11 protein-coding genes and 1 pseudogene are annotated in these 18,654 nt (G+C 57.5%); 11 read left to right on the top strand and 1 reads right to left on the bottom strand.

What is annotated here, in order from left to right; genetic code table 11:
• The first annotated feature begins 214 nt into the window (after positions 1-214).
• From lgt to recD, 10 genes and pseudogenes are all read left to right on the top strand, one after another.
• Positions 215-1,096, top strand: a complete 882-nt coding sequence (gene lgt / locus NR201_RS13715) for a prolipoprotein diacylglyceryl transferase (protein WP_010248645.1) — start codon at positions 215-217, stop codon at positions 1,094-1,096.
• Positions 1,093-1,887, top strand: a complete 795-nt coding sequence (gene thyA, locus NR201_RS13720; protein WP_010248642.1) for a thymidylate synthase — start codon at positions 1,093-1,095, stop codon at positions 1,885-1,887. The genes lgt and thyA overlap by 4 nt, the downstream gene beginning before the upstream one ends.
• Before the next feature lie 186 nt (positions 1,888-2,073).
• Positions 2,074-2,543, top strand: a pseudogene (locus NR201_RS13725) (prepilin-type N-terminal cleavage/methylation domain-containing protein).
• Entirely contained in the window at positions 2,540-3,067 is a 528-nt protein-coding gene (locus NR201_RS13730; RefSeq protein WP_022623818.1) for a prepilin peptidase-dependent protein, read from the top strand. Before NR201_RS13725 ends, NR201_RS13730 begins: the two are co-directional and overlap by 4 nt.
• On the top strand, positions 3,064-3,468 hold the full coding sequence (locus NR201_RS13735) for a DUF2509 family protein (RefSeq protein WP_033769930.1): 405 nt from the start codon (positions 3,064-3,066) through the stop codon (positions 3,466-3,468). Before NR201_RS13730 ends, NR201_RS13735 begins: the two co-directional genes overlap by 4 nt.
• 25 nt (positions 3,469-3,493) lie before the next feature.
• Positions 3,494-3,754, top strand: a complete 261-nt coding sequence (locus tag NR201_RS13740) for a prepilin-type N-terminal cleavage/methylation domain-containing protein (protein ID WP_022623816.1) — start codon at positions 3,494-3,496, stop codon at positions 3,752-3,754.
• Positions 3,755-3,855: 101 nt separating this feature from the next.
• Complete coding sequence (gene recC / locus NR201_RS13745) at positions 3,856-7,233, top strand: exodeoxyribonuclease V subunit gamma (protein ID WP_256849857.1); 3,378 nt, start codon at positions 3,856-3,858, stop codon at positions 7,231-7,233.
• Between the two features lie 108 nt (positions 7,234-7,341).
• Entirely contained in the window at positions 7,342-10,239 is a 2,898-nt protein-coding gene (ptrA, locus tag NR201_RS13750; protein WP_256849858.1) for a pitrilysin, read from the top strand.
• Complete coding sequence (gene recB / locus NR201_RS13755) at positions 10,236-13,775, top strand: exodeoxyribonuclease V subunit beta (protein WP_158149025.1); 3,540 nt, start codon at positions 10,236-10,238, stop codon at positions 13,773-13,775. Before ptrA ends, recB begins: the two co-directional genes overlap by 4 nt.
• Positions 13,772-15,613, top strand: coding sequence for an exodeoxyribonuclease V subunit alpha (recD, locus tag NR201_RS13760; protein ID WP_182505069.1), 1,842 nt, complete (start codon positions 13,772-13,774; stop codon positions 15,611-15,613). Before recB ends, recD begins: the two co-directional genes overlap by 4 nt.
• Positions 15,614-15,663: 50 nt before the next feature.
• On the opposite strand, the gene argA is transcribed toward recD, so the two are convergent.
• Positions 15,664-16,992, bottom strand: coding sequence for an amino-acid N-acetyltransferase (argA, locus tag NR201_RS13765; protein ID WP_010248624.1), 1,329 nt, complete (start codon positions 16,990-16,992; stop codon positions 15,664-15,666).
• 232 nt (positions 16,993-17,224) lie between these two features.
• Between argA and amiC the strand changes: the two genes are divergently transcribed.
• On the top strand, positions 17,225-18,469 hold the full coding sequence (amiC, locus tag NR201_RS13770; protein WP_256849859.1) for an N-acetylmuramoyl-L-alanine amidase AmiC: 1,245 nt from the start codon (positions 17,225-17,227) through the stop codon (positions 18,467-18,469).
• The last annotated feature ends 185 nt before the right edge of the window (positions 18,470-18,654 follow it).

An 18,654-nucleotide genomic window follows, 5' to 3' on the forward strand; every position in this document is an offset into this window, starting at 1 on the left:
GTAATCCTCACGTACTACGTGTAAGCTCCGGTTGTTGCGCGCTGTAAATGACCAGTCTGGCTGCAACAATGTACGCCTGACGGGTCAGACTCTGGGCGTTATCCGCGTTTACATTTGCGGGACAATTCACAAAACCGGCTGTGCTATGATGCGCAGCCTTAATTTATGTGCCTGACAACGCCCCTTTTCAGGGTAGAAAAATAGACGGTGAATGATGAATAACGGCTATATTGCATTTCCGCAGTTCGATCCGGTGATCTTCTCGATTGGACCGGTTTCGCTTCACTGGTACGGTCTGATGTATCTGGTGGGCTTTGTTTTCGCCATGTGGCTGGCTGTCCGCCGCGCCAATCAGCCGGGCAGCGGCTGGAAAAAAGAGGAAGTGGAGAACCTGCTTTATGCCGGTTTCCTGGGGGTCTTCCTGGGTGGACGCATCGGCTATGTGCTGTTCTACAACTTACCGCTGTTCCTAGAAAATCCACTCTATCTGTTTAAAGTCTGGGATGGCGGTATGTCGTTCCACGGTGGTCTCATCGGGGTGATTGTCGTCATGCTGGTCTTTGCCCGCCGCACCCGACGTAATTTCTTCCAGGTGGCTGATTTCATCGCGCCGCTGATCCCGTTCGGCTTGGGTGCCGGTCGTCTCGGCAACTTCATTAACGGTGAGCTCTGGGGCCGTGTCGATCCGGGCTTCCGCTATGCCATGCTGTTCCCTGGCTCCCGCAGCGAAGATGTCGCGCTGGCTGCCACCAATCCGCAATACCAGGCGCTGCTCAACACCTACGGCGTGCTGCCGCGTCATGCTTCGCAGCTCTATGAACTGGTGCTGGAAGGGATAGTGCTGTTTATCATCCTGAATCTGTTTATTCGTAAGCCACGCCCGATGGGCAGCGTCTCTGGCCTGTTCCTGATTGGCTATGGCGCCTTCCGTATTATCGTTGAGTTCTTCCGCCAGCCGGATGCCCAGCTTGGCCTGTTTGAAGGCGGAATCAGTATGGGACAGATCCTCTCTGTGCCGATGATTATTGCCGGTATTATTATGATGATCTGGGCGTATCGTCGTCGCCCGCAGCCACAATTTCGCGAGGAAAAATGAAACAGTATCTGGATTTAATGCAACATGTGCTGCACGAAGGCACGCCAAAAGCTGACCGTACCGGCACCGGTACGCTTTCAATTTTTGGTCACCAGATGCGTTTCAATCTGCAGGATGGTTTTCCGCTGGTCACCACCAAGAAATGTCATATCCGCTCAATTATTCATGAGCTGCTGTGGTTTCTGAAAGGCGATACCAACATCGGTTATCTCAAAGAAAACAACGTCTCCATCTGGGATGAGTGGGCGGATGAGAATGGCGATCTCGGCCCGGTGTATGGCAAACAGTGGCGCAGCTGGGGAACGGCCAGCGGCCAGGAGATTGACCAGTTAAGCCAGGTGATGGAGCAGCTGAAGCGCGATCCCGACTCACGCCGGATTATCGTTTCTGCCTGGAACGTCGGCGAGCTGAGCGAGATGGCGCTGGCCCCTTGCCACGCATTCTTCCAGTTCTACGTGGCGGACGGCAAACTCTCCTGCCAGCTCTATCAGCGCTCGTGCGACATCTTCCTGGGCCTGCCGTTTAACATCGCCAGCTATGCGCTGCTGGTACATATGGTGGCGCAGCAGTGCGATCTGCAGGTGGGCGACTTTGTCTGGACCGGCGGTGATACCCACCTCTACAGTAACCATCTGGAGCAGGCGCGCCTGCAGCTGACCCGCGAACCGCGTCCGCTGCCATCACTTGTTATCAAACGCAAACCGGCGTCGCTGTTTGACTATCAGTTCGAAGATTTTGAGATTGAAGGCTACGATCCGCATCCCGCGATCAAAGCCCCTGTCGCCATCTGATTCGCGATAAAAGATAACGCCCTGGCACTTCGCCGGGGCTTTTTTTTGCCCGCCAACCGGTAAATCTGCGGCAACGCTCGCACGCTTCTGCCAATTCATGCTGTTGGGGAAGATTCTCTGCGTCGTGCTTTCCAGCCTGCCAAACCGCGCCTTGTTTCATCTGTTCATCACCCGCATTCTGACGCTATGAAAACAGCACACTTACGCGGTTTTACCCTGCCGGAACTGCTGCTGGTGATGGTGATTGCCGGCATGCTGAGCGTTGCCGCGCTGCATGGCTGGCAGCGCTGGCAACAGCGGCTGCAACTGCGCGACAGCGTCCAGCAACTGCAGGGATTCCTGCTTCGGCTGCGTGCCCAGGCCAACCGGCAAAATAGCGATCTGGTTTTATGGTCACGGCCTGGCGATCCCTGGTGCATCGGTGCCGGAAGTCCCCCGTTGCAGGGTGTGATAGCCGAAAACGGCTGCAATTCGTGGCGCCGCACGCTGGCGTTTCGCTCTATGGCATCCGGGGTGAACCGGGCTTCTATGGCCGACGTAATGTGGCCCGGGCGGGCAGCATTGAGCTGGGTAACAGCGCCGGACGAATGCGGCTGATTATCTCGGCCAGAGCCCGTATTCGCCTCTGCATGACGGATGAGGAGACGTGTCGTTGAAAATGGCCGGATTCAGCCTGCTGGAGATGCTGATCGCCCTGGCAATCAGCGCCGTCGTGATGTTAAGTGCTGGCCGTTTTCTGCCGCTGCTGCTGGCAGAGAACGCCGGCGTGATGCAACGGGCGCAGCTGCGTCAGGAGTTACAGCAGATGATGGCGACGCTGGAAAAAGCGGTGCGGCGTGCCGGTTATTGTCACGGTGAGTGTGGCAGTGGGGCGCTGCAAATCAGAGAGAACTGCCTGCTGCTGCGCTGGGATGAGAACAGCAACGGTAAATGGGAAGGGGTGAGCCATGCAGAGAGTGACTATTACGGTTATCGCCTGCGACAACAGCAGCTTGAGATGCAGCGAGGTGTTGATCAGTGTCAGTCAGCGGGCTGGGAGCGGCTCTCCGATCCCGTGTTTATGACGCTGGAGCAGTTCAGCGTCAGCCAGCAGGGCACGCAGGTCAGGATAGTGCTGCAGGCACGGGCCGGACGCTGGCTTGAAACGATGGAGAGCTGGGTTGAGGCAGATAACCTGTGAAGCAGCGAGGCAGCAGCGCTCTGGGCATGGTGTTGATGATTATGGTCATTGGCAGCTTTACGCTGCATGCCAGCCGTAAGATGTCTGAGCAGGGAATGCGACTGCTGGCGGATGAGCAGCAGTTTATTCAGGGTTTCTGGCGGGCGCAGTCTGCGCTGCAATGGGGCTTCTCCCTGAGCTGGTCAGCCAGTGAGGCGGCCAGCTGTCAGCAGGATGATCGCCAGGGCTGGCGCAGCTGTTTACAACGAGGTGAAAAGGATGAAGGTCTGCTTAAAGGGGAGGCCAGCGGCAGTGGTATGGCGGTCTGGCAGTGGGTACGGTTACGGGGCAATCAGATTACCGCGTTGCCGCACGGCTGGATTGACTACTGCCCGCTCACGCCCCCGGCCACCTGCCAGTAAGCGCGGTGGATTCAGCCTGCCGGAAGTGTTGTTTGCTCTGCTGTTAATGGCATTAAGCAGCAGCACGCTGTTGCACTATCATCGCGCACTGGCACTGGGATTCAGCCAGCAGTGGTATCAGCGTGAGGCATGGCGGGTGGCTGAGCAGCAACTGATGGGACATGAGAGTCCCGGCTGGACTTCAATACTGCAACAGCAGAGCGGTCCTTCAGGCTGCACTCTGGATCGGGCTGACGTGACGGGACCTTATCAGCGCCGTGCCACCCTGACGCGGCTGCGATGTTAACTCTCCCCGGTCGCCCTTTTGATGGGTTTCAACCGCGATACGCGGTAAAGTGACAGAGCCGCAATACCGCAGTCACGTTCTGAGTTATCACAGGAGTTTTCATGTTTCACGTTTATCACTCAAATCAGCTTGATGTGCTGAAGATTCTGGCGGCTGCGGTGATTAAACATGACCCTCTTGATGATCCTTTCGCCTCAGAAATGGTGCTGGTGCAGAGTCCGGGTATGGCGCAGTGGCTGCAGATGGAGCTGGCGCAAACCTTTGGTATTGCTGCCAATATCGAATTTCCGCTGCCCGCCAGTTTTATCTGGGAGATGTTCGTCCGCGTACTGCCCGATATCCCGGTAGAGAGTGCTTTCAGTAAGGCCAGCATGGGCTGGAAGCTGATGCACCGGCTGCCGGAGATGCTGAAGCATGAAGAGTTTACCTCTCTGCGCCACTATCTCCATGACGACGGCGACAAGCGTAAACTGTTTCAGCTCAGCTCCCGCGTGGCCGATCTGTTCGACCAGTATCTGGTCTATCGTGCCGACTGGCTCAACAGCTGGGAGCGCGGCGAAACCATTGAGGGGCTGGGCGAGGCGCAGCGCTGGCAGGCCGTACTGTGGCGCGATCTGGTGAGTTATACCCAGGCCCTGCGCCAGCCTGAATGGCACCGCGCCAACCTCTATGCACGATTTATCCAGACGCTGGATCAGGCGAAAAGCACGCCGGAAAATCTGCCCAAACGGGTCTTTATCTGTGGCATCTCTGCGCTGCCGCCGGTCTATCTGCAGGCGTTGCAGGCGCTGGGACGTCACATCGACATCCATCTGCTGTTCACCAATCCCTGCCGCGATTACTGGGGCGATATTCAGGATTATGCGTTTCTGGCGAAACTGCAAAGTCGTCAGCGCCGCCGCCATGGTGCTGATGAATCACGCGGACTCTTCCGGGATGCAGAGCAGGCACCGGCGCTGTTTAACGACGCCGGTGAACAGCAACTGACCAACCCTTTGCTCGCCTCATGGGGCAAGCTGGGACGTGACAACCTGTTTCTGCTGAGTCAGATGGAGTCAAACGACGACATCGATGCTTTTGTCGATGTGGAGCCGGACAACCTGCTGCACTGTATGCAGCACGATCTTCTCAATCTGCAGGATAACGCCATCATCGGACTGAATGCGGCGGAACTGGCACACAGCGATCAGAAGCGCTGCCTGGATCCGGAGGATCGGTCAATTGCGGTGCAGGTCTGCCACAGTGCCCAGCGCGAAGTTGAAGTGTTGCAGGATCATCTGCTGGCAATGATGGAGGCCGATCCGACGCTGAAAGCACGTGACATCATCGTCATGGTGGCGGATATCGACGCCTACGCCCCTTTTATTCAGGCGGTGTTCGCCAATGCACCTGCCGATCGCTATCTGCCGTTTGCGATTTCAGATCGCCGTGCCAGTCAGGCTCATCCGGCCATTGTGGCGTTTTTGCATCTGCTGGCACTGCCGGACAGCCGTTTTGTCTCGGAGGATGTGCTGGCGCTGCTCGATGTCCCGGCGCTCGCTTCCCACTTCGCCATTGATGAAAGCGGCCTGCGTTTACTGCGGCGCTGGGTCAGCGAATCGGGGGTACGCTGGGGGCTGGATGATGCCAGCGTAGAAGCTCTGTCACTTCCGGTTACCGGCCAGCACACCTGGCGCTTTGGCCTGCAGCGTATGCTGCTGGGTTATGCGATGGAGAGCCACAACGGTGACTGGGAAGGAATTCTGCCTTATGACGAGTCGGGTGGTCTGGTGGGGGAGCTGGCGGGACATCTGGCCGAGCTGCTCTCCCGGCTTAATCACTGGCGGCAGCTGCTTGCCGAACCCCGGCCACTGGCGGCCTGGCTGCCCATGTGCCGGGAACTGCTCAATGCCTTTTTCAGCCCCGATGCAGAAACCGAGGCCGCCTTGCTGCTGGTGGAAGAGCAGTGGCAGCAATTGATTGAATATGGCATGGATGCGCGGTTTGAAGAGGCGATTCCGGTGGCGCTGTTGCGCGATGATCTGCGTAGCCGGCTTGATCAACAGCGCATCAGTCAGCGTTTCCTGGCGGGGCAGATTAACTTCTGTACCCTGATGCCAATGCGCTCCATTCCTTTTCAGCTGGTCTGTTTGCTGGGCATGAACGACGGCGTCTATCCCCGTACTTTAGCACCGTTAGGTTTTGATCTGATGCAGCAGCAGTCCCGCAAAGGCGACCGCAGTCGCCGCGATGATGACCGTTATCTCTTCCTGGAGGCGATGATTTCGGCACAGCAGCAGCTCTATATCAGTTATATCGGCCGCGCGATTCAGGATAATACGGAACGCTACCCCTCGGTGCTGGTCACAGAACTGCTGGATTACATTGGACAGAGTTTTTATCTGGACGGTGATGGTCATCTTGAACTGGATGAGAGTGCCGAACGAGTGCGGATGCACCTGCAGCACCTGCACAGCCGGATGCCGTTTGCTGCCGAAAACTTCCAGCCTGCTGCCAGACTGCAAAGTTTCGCCCGTGAGTGGCTGCCTGCTGCGCGAGGCGCGGGGCAGCCGCAGCCCGATTTTGTGCAGCCGCTGGAGGCGCCGTTAATTGACGCGCTGACGCTGGAGGCGTTCCTGCGCTTCTGGCGACATCCGGTCCGGGCCTGGTTCCACCAGCGGCTTGGCGTGAGTTTCTGGCTGGAGGAGAACGAACTGCCCGACAGCGAGCCGTTTGCGCTCGACAACCTTGAGCGTTATCAGATCAACGCGCAGTTGCTGAATGCCCTGGTCGAAGGCGAGGATACTCAGCGGCTTTATGCGCACCATCGTGCGGCCGGTAATCTGCCTTATGGCGCGTTCGGTGAGCTGTTCTGGCAGGCGCAGCGCGATGAGATGCAGGAAGTAGCGGCAGAAGTGGTCACCCAGCGCAGCGACGGCGAGAGCTGGGAAGTGAATCTGCAACTGGAGCAGGTCAGCTTAACCGGGTGGCTGACGCAGGTTCAGAGTGATGGATTGCTGCGCTGGCGGCCTGGCGTACTCAACATGAACGACGGACTGCTACTCTGGCTGGAACATCTGGTCTACTGCGCGCTGGGCGGCACCGGCAGCAGCCGGATGTTTGGCCGGCAGCAGAGCCGCTGGTGCTTCCTTGCTGTGCCGCAGGCAGAGGCGATTGCTGCGCTGAATGAGTATGTCACGGGGTATCTCGCGGGTATGCGTCAGCCGCTGATGCTGCTTAACAAAAGTGGCGGCGCATGGCTGACCGCCAGCTACGACAAAAAAAGTCAGCAGTTACTGACTGATGAGGCAACCCAGCTTAAGGCGCGTAATCGCCTGCTGACGGCCTGGTCAGGCAACTATCAGCTTGAGGGTGAAGGCAGCGATCCCTATCTGCAACGTCTTTGCCGGGTGCTGGATGAGCCACAACTACAGCAGATAACTGAGGCGGCACAGCGCTGGTATTTACCGGTGCTGGCTGCACATCAGGATGATAAATAGCCGATCAGAAGGCGTTTTTGCTGACTGACTCATTACACAGAAATTTTGCTCTGCTTTGAGCCGCCGCGTCCGACATTGGCGGTTTATCGGGAAACGAGAGGGGTTTACATGCGGGTACACGCACGCTGGATAGCGGCGCTAATGTTAAGCCTGATGGCTTGCACAGCGCAGGCGCAGGAGCAGGCATCATCAGGCTGGCAGCCGGTTAACGACACTATTCGCAAAAGTGAACAGGATCCCCGCCACTATCAGGCTATCCGGCTTGATAATGGGATGACGGTGTTACTGGTTTCCGATCCTGTGGCACCGAAATCGCTGGCGGCGCTGACGCTGCCGATAGGATCGCTGGACGATCCCGATCAGCAGGCGGGACTGGCGCACTACCTTGAGCATATGGTGCTGATGGGTTCAAAGCACTACCCGCAGCCCGACAACCTGGCTGAATTCCTGAAAAAACATGGCGGCAGCCACAACGCCAGCACAGCCTCTTACCGCACCGCCTTTTATCTGGAAGTGGAAAATGACGCGCTGGAACCGGCGGTTGATCGCCTGGCGGATGCGGTGGCTGAGCCGCTGCTGGATCCGGTTAACGCTGACCGCGAGCGCCACGCCGTGAATGCCGAGCTGACCATGGCGCGCTCGCGCGATGGCCTGCGTATGGCCCAGGTCGGCGCAGAAACCCTGAACCCGGCGCATCCGGCGTCACGTTTTTCGGGCGGCAATCTTGAGACCCTGAAAGATAAGCCAGGCAGCAAACTGCACCAGGCGCTGCAGGACTTTTATCATACGCATTACTCCGCCAATCTGATGAAAGCGGTGATCTACAGCAACAAACCGCTGCCGGAGATGGCGTCGATTGCGGCTAAAACCTTTGGCCGGGTACAAAATCATGACGCCAGCGTGCCGGAGATTACGGTGCCGGTGGTGACCGATGCGCAGCAGGGCATCATCATCCATTACGTTCCGGCTCAGCCGCGCAAGCAGCTCAAAATTGAATTCCGCATTGCCAACAACAGCGATCGGTTCCGCAGTAAAACCGACACGCTGATCAGCTATTTAATCAGTAACCGCAGCAAAAACACGCTGACTGACTGGCTGCAAAAACAGGGACTGGCCGACGGGGTGAATGCGGGTGCTGACCCAATGACCGAGCGTAACAGCGGCGTGTTTGCGATTACCGCGTCACTGACTGATAAAGGGCTGGCGCAGCGCGACCAGGTCGTGGCGGCGATATTCAGCTACATCAATCTTCTGCGTCAGCAGGGGGATGATAAACGCTATTTCGATGAAGTTTCGCATGTGCTGGCGCTCGACTTCCGCTATCCCTCAATTACCCGCGATATGGATTACATTGAATGGCTGGCCGACACCATGCTGCGCGTACCGGTTGAACATACGCTGGATGCACCTTATCTGGCGGATCAGTACGATGCCGCCGCGATTAATGCCCGGCTGGAAGAGATGACCCCGCAGCATGCGCGTATCTGGTACATCAGCCCGCAGGAGCCGCACAACAAAAAAGCCTATTTTGTGGATTCGCCTTATCAGGTTGAGAAGATAACCCCACAAACCTTTGCAGACTGGCAGCAGCGCGCCAGCCAGATTACGCTGGCGATGCCCGTGCTGAACCCCTATATCCCGGACGACTTCACCCTGTTACCGTCAGACGGCAAAACGTATCAGCATCCGGTGAGACTGGATAACCAGGATGATATGCGTATTTACTGGATGCCCAGTCGTTATTACGCCAGCGAGCCAAAAGCGGCGATCACCCTGGCGTTACGCAATAAGCACACCATCAGTGATGCCCGTCAGCAGGTGCTGTTTGGCCTGAATGACTACCTTTCCAGCCTGGCGCTGGACGAGCTTAATTCACAGGCTTCAGTGGGCGGTATCAGCTTCTCAACGGGTGAAGATGAAGGGCTGGTATTCAGCGCCAACGGCTTCACTCAGCGTCTGCCGACCCTGCTGAAGAAACTGGTGGAAGGTTATGCCACTTTCCAGCCGACAGAACAGCAGCTGGAGCAGGCGAAATCCTGGTATCTGGAGCGGCTGGACGCGGCGGAAAAGGGCAAAGCGTTTGAACAGGCGATTCAGCCGATGCAACTGCTGTCGCAGCTGCCATATACCCAGCGCGAGGCTCGCCGCAAGCTGGTAAGCACACTCTCACTTAAGGATGTTACTGACTATCGCGATACGCTGTTCCGCGACGCGACGCCGGAGATGCTGGTAGTGGGCAACCTCAGTGCTGACAGCGTGACGCAGCTGGGGCATGAGCTTAAACAGCAGATGCAGAGTCATGCGACCCGCGACTGGCATAGTCAGTATGTCTCGATTAAAAAACCGCTGAAAGCCAACCTGCAACAAAAAGGCAGCAGCACCGACTCCGCTCTTGCCGCGCTCTATGTTCCACTGGGATACAGTGAATATCAGAGCATGGCGCACAGCTCCATGCTGAGCCAGATTGTGCAGCCGTGGTTCTACAATCAGTTACGCACCAAAGAGCAGCTCGGCTACGCGGTGTTTGCCTTCCAGATGCCTGTGGGTCGCCAGTGGGGGATCGGCTTCCTGCTGCAAAGTAACAGCAAACAACCGGGCTGGCTGTTGCAGCGCTATCAGGCCTTCTACCCGCAGGCGGAAAAACGTCTGCGCAGTATGAGCCAGGCAGACTTTGCCCAGTATCAGCAGGCGATGATCAATGATTTGCAGCAGCGTCCTCAGACGCTCTTTGAGGAAGCGGATCGCTTTAGCCGCGACTTTGATCGGCAGAATGATCATTTTGATACCCGGCAAAAAATGACAGAGCAGGTTCAGCGGTTAACCCCGACCAGCCTGGCAGACTTTTTCCGGCAGGCCGTGATCGAACATAAGGGCATGGTGATGACCTCGCAGATTGCAGGCACCGGCAATGGCAAAGTTGAGTTTGCCCGTCAGCCTGGCTGGAAAACCTGGAGTGAAGTGGCACAACTGCAGCAGTCGCTGCCGGTAAAGAGTGAGACCCAATGACGCAGTTACCTCCCGTATCGCTGAATCCTTTAACGCTGCCGCTCAGAGGCGAGCGGCTGATTGAGGCGTCAGCGGGCACCGGAAAAACTTTTACCATTGGTCTGCTCTATCTGCGCCTGCTGCTGGGACTGGGCGGTGAAAACGCCTACAGCCGGCCGCTCTCTGTCGAAGAAATTTTAGTCGTGACCTTTACCGAGGCCGCGACCGCCGAATTGCGCGGGCGCATCCGCGAGAATATTCATCAGCTACGTCTGGCCTGTATCCGCGGCAAAAGCAGCAATCCGATGCACCAGTTACTGCTGGAGCAGATGCCTGATCTGGCTCAGGCCGCCGCGCAGCTGCTGGCTGCCGAGCGGCAGATGGATGAAGCCGCCATTTTTACCATTCACGGCTTCTGTCAGCGGATGCTGAATCTCAATGCCTTTGAGTCGGGCATGCTGTTCGAGCAGGAGTTGATTGAAGATGAGCAGGCGCTGCTGAAGCAGTCGGCCGCCGATTTCTGGCGTCGTCAGTGCTATCCACTGAGTCTGGATGTGGCGCGGATCATCGCCGCAGAGTGGAGCGGGCCGGACAGTCTGCTGGCCACGCTGCGCCCCTGGCTACAGGGGGAGTCCCCGGGGCTGAAACGTCCGCCTGCCGCCGATGAGACGCTGGCATCACGGCACGCCCGCAATCTGGCGCGCATCGAGGCCATCAAGCAGCAGTGGCAGGCGCTCAGCGCCGATGTTGAGGGCATTATCACTGCATCTGGCGTTGATAAGCGCAGCTACAGCAGTAAACATCTGCCCAACTGGGTCGCCCGCGTCACGCAGTGGGCCAGCAGTGACACGCTGGATTATCAGCTGCCCAAAGAGCTGGAGCGCTTTGGACAGCAGGTGCTGGAGGAGAAAACTAAAAAGGGTGAAGCGCCGCGTCATTCGCTTTTTGAGGCGATCGATCAGTTTCTGGCAGAACCGCTGTCGCTGCGGGATGTCATCATTGCGCAGGCGCTGACCGATGTGCGCGCCACGGTGCAGCGCGAGAAACGGTTACGTGCGCTGTTAGGCTTCGACGATCTGCTCAGTAAACTGGATGAAGCGCTGCAGCAGCCAGGTGGCGTTTTGCTGGCAGAAACCATCCGGGCGCGTTACCCGGTGGCCCTGATTGATGAATTCCAGGATACCGATCCGCAGCAGTACCGCATCTTCCGCACGCTCTATATTAATCAGCCTGAACAGGCACTGTTTCTGATCGGCGATCCCAAGCAGGCGATCTATGCGTTTCGCGGTGCGGATATTTTTACCTATCTGCGGGCCAGAAACGAAGTCAGCGCTCACTACACGCTCGATACCAACTGGCGTTCATCACCTGAGATGGTCGGGAGCGTCAACCGCCTCTTTTCTCAGCTCGATTCGCCTTTTTTGTTCTCGGCGATCCCCTTTCAGCCAGTTAAGCCTGCTGCGCCCAATCAGTCGCTGAAACTGATTTTTGACGAGCAGCAGCAACCGGCGTTACGGTTCTGGCTGCAGCCTGGCGAGGGCGTGGGTAACAGCGATTACCAGCAGTTTATGGCACAGCAGTGTGCGGCCGATATCAGCCGCTGGCTGGTGGCCGGACAGCAGGGGCGCGCCCGCCTGGGCAAAGGCGAGGCGCTGCAGCCGGTGCGGGCTTCCGATATCACCGTGCTGGTGCGCAGTCGTAATGAGGCCGGTTTAATCCGCGACGCGCTGAATGCGCTGTCGATTCCTTCGGTCTATCTCTCCAGCCGGGACAGTGTCTACACCACGCCGGAAGCGCGCGAACTGCTCTGGTTACTGCAGGCGATACAGGCACCTGAGCAGGAACGTCTGCTGCGCAGCGCGCTGGCGACCTCAATCTTTGCTATTGATGCAGCAACGCTCGACGCGCTGACACAGAATGAACGTGAGTGGGATGCGCTGGTGGAGCAGTTTGCCGTCTGGCAGCAACTCTGGCATCAACGCGGCGTGTTACCGATGCTGCGTGACGTGATGATCAAGCGGCAGCTGGCAGAGAATATGCTGGCCTCGGAGAACGGTGAACGTCGCCTGACTGACCTGATGCATCTGGGTGAACTGCTGCAGGAGGCTTCGGTGCAGCTGGAGAGTCCGCACGCCCTGGTGCGCTTCCTGGCGCAGCAGATTGCCCGGCCAAACAGCCAGGCCTCCAGCCAGCAGCTGCGTCTGGAAAGCGACCGCCATCTGGTGCAGATCATCACCATCCATAAATCGAAAGGACTGCAATATCCGCTGGTCTGGCTGCCATTTGCTGCCGGGTTCCGCGAGGCGGCCAGCGCGCTTTATCACGATCGCGACACCTTCACGGCACTGCTGGATGTGCAGGGTGATGCACAAAGTCTGGCGCTGGCCGAAGAGGAGCGCCTGGCGGAGGATCTGCGTCTGCTCTACGTGGCGCTGACCCGTTCGGTCTATCACTGCAGCGTCGGCATTGCGCCACTGATCAAAGGCACCCGCAAAAAAGAGGGCGAAAGCGACCTGCACAAGAGCGCGCTGGGCTACCTGGTGCAGCAGGGCGAGGCGGCGGATGCGCAGCAGCTCAGTCAGCGACTGAATGCGTTAACCGGTGAAGGGATTGCGCTGGTTGAAGAGGCTCTGCTGCCGGGAGAAATGTGGCAGGATGCGCAGCAGGGCGATGAGGTTTTAAGCAGCCGCGACATTACGCGCGCGCTGGCTGACGTCTGGCGGGTAACCAGTTATTCAGGCCTGCAACAGCATCACAGCTCGGCGCTGCTGGATGCGATGCCCAACTTTGATCTTGATGCAGCGGGCGAAGAAGAGAAGGGTGAAGAGGCTGCATTGACACCCCACCACTTTCCGCGCGGAGCGGCACCTGGTACGTTTTTGCACGGTCTGTTTGAGTCGATCGACTTTACCGAACCGCCGGACAGCGTCTGGCTGGAAGATCAGCTGCAGCATAATGGCTATCCGCTGAGCTGGTTGCCGGTTCTGGAACAGTGGATTGACCGGGTCTTACATACGCCGCTCAATGCTGAGGGGCTGACGCTGTCGGCGATAAAAAGCAGCGAACGCCTGATTGAGATGGAGTTCTATCTGCCGATCAACAATCTGCTGACTGCGGCGGATCTTGACGCTCTGCTGCGCCGGCACGACAGTCTCTCTCAGCAGGCCGCCCCCCTGGATTTTCGTCAGGTGCGGGGCATGCTGAAGGGCTTTATCGATCTGGTCTTCCGCTGGCAGGGAAAATATTATCTGCTCGACTACAAATCGAACTGGCTGGGGGATAGCCACGCCGCTTACACGCCAGAGGCGATGGCGCAGGCGATGATTGGCCACCGCTACGATCTGCAATATCAGCTCTATACGCTGGCGCTGCATCGCTATCTGCAGCATCGTTTGCCGGACTACGACTATCAGCGTCATTTTGGTGGGGTGTTTTATCTGTTTTTGCGCGGGATGGATGGCAGCTCGCCGGACAACGGCATTTTCGCCACCCGACCTGCTGAAGCCTTTGTGGAAGAAATTGATGCACTGTTTGGTGAAACCGGGGAGATGTTATGAGTGACATGCTGAGTCTGCTGCTGCAGGCGGTAGAGAAGCGTCTCCTGCGACCGCTGGATATACAGTTTGCCCAACTGGTGGCCCCGGAATCACAGCCTGGGCTGCTGCTCGCTGCGGCCTGCGTCAGCGCTGACGCGGGTGAGGGGCACGTCTGTTTACCGCTGAGCAACCTCTGCGAAGCGAATCTGTTCGCTGGTCGCCAGCCTGCGCTGGCTCAGGCGATCTGGCACGCCGCTGGTGCGCCGGAAGACTGGACAGCACGCTTTGCTGACTGGTCGGCTGTCAGTGATGGCAGCCTGGTTACGCCGCTGGTGCTGAGCAACCAGCGTTTATATCTGCATCGGCTGTGGCAAAGCGAAGGCCGGGTCGCCGACTTCTTCGCTGCGCAGGAAGTAAAAACTGCGTTTGATATGCATGCTGCAGGCGACGTGCTGAACAGCCTGTTTGACGACCAGCCGGAGAACTGGCAGAAAATTGCGGCGGCCGTGGCGCTGACCCGCAAGACTGCGGTTATTTCCGGCGGGCCGGGTACCGGTAAAACCACCACAGTGGCGAAACTCCTCGCTGCCCTGATTCGCCTGAATCCCGGTGCACTGCGGATTCAGCTGGCGGCACCGACCGGCAAAGCCGCCGCGCGGCTGACCGAGTCACTGGGCAGCGCACTGCAGGATCTGGCGGTCAGCGACGAAGAACGCCGGCGTTTTCCTGCCGAAGCCACCACGCTGCATCGCCTGCTGGGCGCTCAGCCCGACACTCAGCGGCTGCGCTACCATGCCGGTAACCCACTGCATCTTGATGTGCTGGTGGTTGATGAAGCGTCGATGGTCGATCTCTCAATGATGGCAAAACTGATCGCCGCGCTGCCTGCCCATGCCCGCGTCGTGTTTCTGGGCGATCGCGATCAGCTGGCCTCGGTCGAAGCCGGTGCGGTGCTGGGCGACATCTGCCGCTGCACCGAAAGCGGCTACAGCCTGGCGCGGGCAGAACAGCTCGCCCTGCTGACCGGCTGCACACTGCAGGGCAGTGACGATGTGCAGGCACCCGCAGTCCGCGACAGTATCTGTCTGTTGCAGAAGAGTTATCGTTTTGATGACTCATCAGGCATCGGCCAGCTGGCAAAAGCGATCAACCGTGGCGATGCAGAGCAGGTCAGGGCGGTATTTGCTGCGGCTTATGAGGATATCAGTTACCAGCCGCTGAACAGCGCTGACGCTTATCAGGCGATGCTGGATGAAGTAGCCCAGGGTTATCAGCCCTTCCTGCAGTTGATCAGACAGCAGTCGTCGCCCGCAGAAGTGATTGCCGCTTTTGGCCGTTATCAGCTGCTGTGTGCATTACGTGACGGGCCATTTGGCGTGCAGGGTCTGAACCAGCGTATTGAGCAGCGACTGATGCAGCTGCAGCGCATCCGTCGTCCTGGCATGGGCAGCCGCTGGTATGAAGGGCGTCCGGTGATGATCACCCGAAATGACAGCGCGCTCGGCCTGTTTAATGGCGATATCGGCATGACGATGCGGGATGAAGAGGGCAACCTGAAGGTCTTTTTCCCGCTGCCGGATGGATCGATCAAGGCGATTCAGCCGAGCCGGTTACCCTCACATGAAACGGCCTGGGCGATGACGGTGCACAAATCACAGGGCTCGGAGTTTGATCATACCGCGCTGGTGATGCCCACGCAGTTTCTGCCGGTGCTGACCCGTGAACTGGTCTATACCGCGATTACACGTGCACGGCGGCAACTGACCATCTACAGCGAACCCGGCGTATTTCAGCGTGCCGTGCAGCTGCAAACGCAGCGACGCAGCGGTCTGGTGGAGCGACTGGGAGAAACCGGCTGAGAAGAGAGGGGACAGCCCACGCGGGGGGTGCCTGTCCCTTACGGATTGAATCAGGTGAGATCGGCCATCAACACTTTTGAACGGCGCTGATAGTTATACATCTCTTTTTTACTCTCGGGCAGCGACTCAATATCTACCGGTGTAAAGCCGCGTTCCTGGAACCAGTGGATGCTGCGGGTGGTTAACACAAACAGTTTTTCCAGCCCCATCTGGCGTGCCTGAAGTGCCACGCGCTGCAGCAACATCTCACCGCGTGAAGAGCTGCGATAGTCAGGATGAACCGCCACACAGGCCATTTCGCCAATCTTTTCATCCATAAACGGATAGAGTGCTGCACAGGCGATGGTCAGATTATCGCGCTGAATGATGGTGAACTTATCAATTTCCATTTCCAGCTGCTCGCGCGAGCGACGCACCAGAATACCCTGCTGCTCCAGCGGACGGATCAGTTCGAGGATGCCGCCGATATCATTGATATTGGCGCGACGGATCTGCTCTGCCGACTCCATAACGATCTGGGTACCGATACCGTCGCGTGAGAAGAGCTCCTGCAACAGCGCGCCATCTTCCTGATAACTGATTAAATGGCTGCGGCGAACACCACTGCGGCAGGCTTTCACCGCCCCACGCAGGAAGCGAACGGTCCCGGAAAGATAATCGCCTTCCTTTTCAATCTCATCGATACGGGCCTGCGCATCATTCGGGAAGAGCTCGGAGATGATTTCACCCTCGCTGTTCAGCACGCCCTGCTCAGAGCAGAAGCCGATCATTTTCTCCGCTTTGAGTTTAATCGCCAGCTGGGTAGCCACTTCTTCCGAGGTCAGGTTAAAGCTTTCGCCGGTAACTGAAACCGCAACCGGGCCCATCAGCACAATCGCATCGTTATCCAGCTGACGATGAATGGCCTCTTCATCAATACGACGGATACGGCCGCTGTGACAGTAATCCACGCCATCATCCACGCCCAGCGGCTGTGAAATAATGAAGTTGCCGCTGACCACGTTGATATGCGCGCCCTGCAGCGGCGTGTTGTTGAGACTCATTGAGAGGCGGGCCGTGATATCTAACTGCAGTCGGCCAGCGGCCTGCTTCACTAACTCCAGCGATTGCGCGTCGGTGACCCGGGTAAACTTATGGTAAACCGGCTCCAGCTGCTGCTGAGCCAGGCTGGCATCAATCTGCGGGCGTGCGCCATACACCACGACGAGGCGAATGCCCAGGCTGTGCAGCAGGCCGATATCATTAACGATGCCAGAGAAGTTCTCATGCTCAATCGCTTCGCCACCCAGCATGATGACAAAGGTTTTACCCCGGTGGGCATTGATATAGGGAACGGTATGGCGAAAACCCTGAACCAGTTCGGTACTACGTTCCTTCACGGCCAACCCTCAGTGAATGTTTATTCGTATTTTTTGTATTTTTATGCTTTTACGTCCGGTTTTGCAAGTCTTAATCCTGACGAAAATTTACGTTTTTCTGGGTGTCAAAGCCGCTAACAGCCTGCATTATTTAGGGTTTCCGGGGTGACATCATGCTGCGGATTGGATAAAGTTTTCGCCGCCATTTTAGTAACTGGCGCTTTTTTAGACATTACACAGCAGCTGGAGCGGCATGTCAGACGTTAATTCCCATTTTTCACGCAGACGATTTTTACAGGGGACGGGCGCCTTACTGCTGTTAAGCGTCAGCCGGACAGGGTTGGCGGCGAAGAACCACATTGTGGCGGTGCGTATCTGGCCCTCATCGACCTACTCGCGGATGACGCTGGAGTCCAATGTTGCGCTGAAGTACAAGCAGTTTGCGCTGAGCAATCCCGAACGCCTGGTGATTGATATTCAGGGGCTGCATCTCAATCCGGTTCTGAAAGGGGTAGATAAGCAGGTTCGGGTCGACGATCCCTTTATTAAAAATGCCCGTGTCGGTCAGTTCGACAGCAACACGGTGCGCGTGGTACTGGAATTAAAGCGCAACGTCGCGCCGAAGATCTTTAATCTCTCGCCGGTCGCCGGGATCAATCACCGGCTGGTGGTCGATCTCTATCCGAGCCAGAACCAGGTTGAGGACGATCCACTGCTGGCCCTGCTGAAAGATTACAACCAGGGCGATCTGGAGAAAGATGAAGGGGTGCAGGCGCCCTTACCCGGCAAAGCGGGGCGCGATCGTCCGATCATTATCATGATCGATCCCGGTCACGGTGGGGAAGATCCGGGCGCGCACGGCAAATATAAGACCCGCGAGAAAGATATTGTGCTGAAGATTGGACGGCGACTCAAAGCGCTGATCGATAAAGAGTCCAATATGAAAGCCTATATGACGCGCAATGAAGATGTCTTTATTCCGCTGCGCGTCAGGGTTGCCAAAGCCCGTAAACAGCGTGCCGACCTCTTTGTGTCGATCCATGCGGATGCCTTTACCAGCCGCGCGGCACGCGGCTCTTCAGTGTTTGCCTTATCAACCAGCGGTGCCACTTCGGCGGCGGCTCGTTTCCTGGCTCAGACTCAGAATGAATCAGACCTGATTGGCGGCGTCAGCAAAAGCGGTGACCGCTATCTCGATCACACCATGTTCGATATGGTGCAGCGTCAGACTATTCATGACAGCCTTAAATTCGGCAAAGAGGTGCTGAATCGCATGGGGCGCATCAACCATCTGCACAAACGCACCGTGGATCAGGCCGGATTTGCGGTGCTGAAAGCGCCTGATATCCCGTCAATTCTGGTCGAGACGGCGTTTATCAGTAATGTGGAGGAGGAGCGCAAGTTGCGAACCACCCGTTACCAGCATCAGGTGGCAGAGGCGATTCTGAACGGCATCAAAGCGTATGTGGAGAGTGGGGCGGCACTGGCCCATCGGTAAAAGAGTGCGGGTAGCCGGGCTATCCGCGCGCTTTTCAGGGCAGAGAGAGGCTGAAGCGGCTTTTGGGAACGTCAGAAACAAAAAAACACCCTTTCAGGTGTTTAAATGATTGGTTGCGGGGGCCGGATTTGAACCGACGACCTTCGGGTTATGAGCCCGACGAGCTACCAGGCTGCTCCACCCCG

The sequence above is a fragment of the Pantoea sp. Fr-CA_6 genome, from assembly GCF_024520895.1.
GTDB lineage: Bacteria > Pseudomonadota > Gammaproteobacteria > Enterobacterales > Enterobacteriaceae > Pantoea > Pantoea agglomerans.